The organism is Stenotrophomonas sp., from assembly GCF_032103445.1.
Lineage (GTDB): Bacteria > Pseudomonadota > Gammaproteobacteria > Xanthomonadales > Xanthomonadaceae > Stenotrophomonas.
In genome coordinates this window covers 22,194-25,365 of record NZ_DAMDFR010000063.1, presented here as the reverse complement: position 1 = coordinate 25,365, position 3,172 = coordinate 22,194, and the positions used below count along the sequence as shown (strand labels likewise).

Genomic DNA, 3,172 nt, shown 5'->3' with positions numbered 1-3,172 from the left:
CCGGTGCCGCGCGTGGACAAGGTCCAGCGGGTGACCAGCATCCGCGCCCCCGGGCGGCGGCCCGCCGCGGCCGTCCGGTTGCAGCGCTGGGCCAGTTCGGACAGGACCGGGGCGGCCTGTCGCAGGCTGCCGGGATATTCCAGCACCCCCACTTCCATCAGGAGAGGGGACTTCGACGGGGACGAAGACGAAGGGGGCGATGCATCCATGGGTCACGCTCCTGGAACGGCTGCACTGGCGGGCTGTTTTGGCGAGGGCAAACCCTGTGGAAACAAGGATTTGCGGCGATTGAACGGAGCGTACGGACCACCCTCTGCGCCAGCTATGAAACTTGTTGCAAATCTGGTCCGGACGCGACATCCCGTCCGGCGGCCAACCCTTGACTCTTGACCAGACTCCAGGGTGCAGACTGTCCGCACGCCTTCTCCAGGACCGCCATGAACATCGGACAACTTGCACGCCAGGCCGGGGTGCCCATCGACACCGTGCGCTACTACGAGCGCCAGCACCTGCTGCCCACCGCGCAGCGCAGCGCGGGGGGATACCGGGTCTTTTCCGACAGCGACCTCACCCGACTGCGCTTCATCCGCCGCGCCAAGGCACTGGGCTTCACCCTGGAGGAGATCGGCGAACTGCTGGCACTGAGCGATCAGCGCCACCACGACGTGGCCAAGGTCCGCGAGACCGCCGTGCACCGGCTGGACGACATCGAACAACGCATCGCCGAACTGCAGCGCATGCATGGCGCGCTGAAGCAGCTGGTGGATGCCTGCCCCGGGCACGGGGCCAATGAGGCCTGCCCGATCCTGGCGGCACTGACGGAGCCCCGCGCATGAGCGCCCATGGCAGCTGCTGCAGTCACAAGGGCCACGCCGCCCCGACCGTACTGAAGGACCCGCCTCCGCCGGGCACGCTGTACACCTGCCCGATGGACCCGCAGATCGTGCAGGAGGGTCCCGGTACCTGCCCGATCTGCGGCATGGCGCTGGAACCGATGATGCCCAGCCTGGATGAGGCCGAGAATCCGGAGCTGACCGACTTCCGCCGCCGCTTCTGGTGGAGCCTGCCGCTGAGCGTGGCGGTGATGTCACTGGCCATGCTGGCCATGACCCCACTGCTGCATGGGCTTTCGCCCACGCTGCGGGTATGGATCGAGTTCGCCCTGGCCACGCCGGTGGTGCTGTGGGCCGGCTGGCCGTTCCTGCAGCGTTGGGCGCAGTCGATCGCCAACCGCAGCCCGAACATGTGGACCCTGATCGGCACCGGCGTGATCGCGGCCTATGGCTACAGCGCGGTGGCGACGATGGCACCCGGCCTGTTCCCGCCGTCGTTCCAGCAGCACGGCCACGTCGGGGTGTACTTCGAAGCGGCCGCCGTCATCATCTCGCTCACCCTGCTCGGCCAGTTGATGGAACTGCGCGCCCGCGCGCAGACCTCGGCGGCGATCAAGGGGTTGCTTGGCCTGGCTCCGAAGACCGCGCGCGTGCTGCGCGACGATGGCCACGAAGAAGATGTGGAACTGGCGAACGTGCAGGCGGGCGACCGGGTGCGCGTGCGCCCTGGCGAAAAGGTGCCGGTGGACGGCACAGTGCTGGAAGGCCGGTCCAGCGTGGACGAATCGATGCTGACCGGTGAACCGGTGCCGGTCAGCAAGGCCGCCGGCGACACGGTGATCGGCGCGACCCTCAACGGCACCGGCAACCTGGTGATCCGGGCCGAACGCGTGGGCGACGACAGCATGCTGGCGCAGATCGTGCAGCTGGTGGCGCAGGCGCAGCGCTCGCGCGCGCCGATGCAGCGCATGGCCGACAAGGTGGCGTACTGGTTCGTGCTGGCGGTGCTGGCGGTGGCTGTCTTGACCCTGCTCGGCTGGGGTCTGTTCGGCCCTGAACCGTCGTGGACGCATGCGGTGCTGAGCGCGGTGGCGGTGCTGATCATCGCCTGCCCCTGCGCGCTGGGGCTGGCCACACCGATGACAATCATGGTGGCCACCGGCCGCGCCGCCCAGCACGGCGTGCTGTTCCGCGACGCCGAAGCGATCGAGGCACTGCGCAAGGTGGACACCCTGGTGGTGGACAAGACCGGCACACTCACCGAAGGCCGGCCGGCATTCCGCAACGTGCAGGCTACGGGCGCATTCAACGACACCGACGTGCTGCGCTGGGCCGCCAGCCTCGACCAGGGCAGCGAGCATCCGCTGGCCGCCGCCATCGTGGCCGAAGCCCGCAGCCGCGGCATCGCACTTGCTGCGCCGGACGACTTCGACTCGCTCACCGGCATGGGCGTGCAGGGTCGCGTCGACGGCCGACGACTGCTGCTTGGCAATGTGTCACTGATGCACGAACACGGCGTTGCGCTCACCGAATTGGACGCCGATGCACAGCAACTGCGCGCCAGCGGAGCCAGCGTGATGTTCCTGGCCGTGGACGGTGCACTGGCCGGATTGCTGGCGGTAGCCGACCCGATCAAGGCGTCCACCGCCGAGGCGATCAAGCAGCTGCACGACGCCGGACTGCGCATCGTGATGGCCACGGGTGATGGCACCGCCACTGCACAGGCCGTTGCCGCCGCGCTGGGGCTGGACGAGGTGCACGGTGAAATGCGCCCGGCTGACAAGGCGGCGTTGATCCGCACGCTGCAGGCGCAGGGACGCACGGTGGCGATGGCCGGCGACGGCATCAACGACGCACCGGCGCTGGCCAGCGCGAACGTGGGCATTGCGATGGGCAACGGCACCGACGTGGCCATGTCCAGCGCACAGGTGACACTGGTGAAGGGCGACCTGCGCGGCATCGTGCGCGCACGCCAGCTTTCCCAGGCCAGCGTGCGCAACATGCGCCAGAACCTGGGTTTTGCCTTCCTGTACAACGGACTGGGCATTCCGGTGGCCGCCGGCGTGTTGTTCCCGCTGGGCATTTCGCTGTCACCGATGCTGGCCGCGCTGGCGATGAGCCTGAGTTCGGTGTCGGTGATCAGCAACGCCCTGCGACTGCGCTTCCAGCGCCTGCCCGGTGCGCAGACAGGGTCGTGACGGAAGTTCATGCGGAACATGAAGCAATGCGTGCAAATTTCGCTTGCCAAGCGAAATCGCCATCGCTATAGTTTCGCTCCTCACGACGTGGGGCCATAGCTCAGCTGGGAGAGCGCCTGCATGGCATGCAGGAGGTCAGCG

2 protein-coding genes and 1 pseudogene are annotated in these 3,172 nt (G+C 68.1%); 2 read left to right on the top strand and 1 reads right to left on the bottom strand.

What is annotated here, in order from left to right:
- A pseudogene (locus RT551_RS17415) lies at nucleotides 1-209 on the bottom strand (hypothetical protein); the annotation flags it as partial.
- Between the two features lie 228 nt (nucleotides 210-437).
- On the opposite strand from RT551_RS17415, the gene RT551_RS17410 reads away from it, so the two are divergent.
- Both RT551_RS17410 and RT551_RS17405 read left to right on the top strand, forming a co-directional pair.
- A complete protein-coding gene (locus RT551_RS17410) occupies nucleotides 438-836 on the top strand; it encodes a heavy metal-responsive transcriptional regulator (RefSeq protein WP_313460891.1) in 399 nt (132 codons plus the stop codon).
- Between the two features lie 92 nt (nucleotides 837-928).
- Complete coding sequence (locus RT551_RS17405; protein WP_313460893.1) at nucleotides 929-3,031, top strand: copper-translocating P-type ATPase; 2,103 nt, start codon at nucleotides 929-931, stop codon at nucleotides 3,029-3,031.
- The last annotated feature ends 141 nt before the right edge of the window (nucleotides 3,032-3,172 follow it).

What these genes read in the sequence shown, in the direction of transcription:
- RT551_RS17405 (WP_313460893.1), top strand. Translation starts at nt 929, where the DNA reads ATGGACCCGCAGATCGTGCAGGAGGGTCCCGGTACCTGCCCGATCTGC.
- RT551_RS17410 (WP_313460891.1), top strand. Translation starts at nt 438, where the DNA reads ATGAACATCGGACAACTTGCACGCCAGGCCGGGGTGCCCATCGACACC.